Here is a 460-nt window from a genome sequence, read left to right as displayed (position 1 = left end):
AGACAAAGCGGCGGCAAAAGAAACACTGGCAAAAGCGGGCAACCGTCACCCGACCGGGGATGACATCAAAAAGCAACTCTACGACACCGCTTACACGCAGGCGCTGAATGAATCCGGTTTTGGGACGGGAGGCAAATACCAGAAAGCGTTACAAGCGACAACGGCGGCTCTCCAGGGACTGGCCGGGGGTGACCTGAAACAAGCGCTGGCAGGCGGGGCTTCACCTTATCTGGCCGGGGTAATTAAAGACCTGACCACCGACCCGCAAACCCATCAGGTGGATATCGCGACCAACACCCTGGCCCATGCGATTTTGGGGGCCGTGGCCGCCGAAGCCAGTGGTGGCAGCGCCCTTGCAGGGGCAGCCGGCGCGGCTTCCGGTGAGCTGGCGGCGCAGGTCCTGATTAAGCAGCTTTACGGCGATAAGGTTAAAGTCAGTGAGTTAACGGAGGAGCAGAAA

Annotated in this window: 1 pseudogene; it reads left to right on the top strand. The window is 59.6% G+C overall.

From position 1 onward, the window contains the following. Window positions 1-460, top strand: a pseudogene (locus ABR397_RS23290) (hemagglutinin repeat-containing protein); the annotation flags it as partial.

The organism is Photorhabdus viridis (assembly GCF_040256935.1).
In the GTDB taxonomy this organism is placed as follows: Bacteria; Pseudomonadota; Gammaproteobacteria; order Enterobacterales; family Enterobacteriaceae; genus Photorhabdus; species Photorhabdus viridis.
Note: the sequence above shows the minus strand (reverse complement) of the source record. Positions and strands in the feature narration are given on the sequence as shown.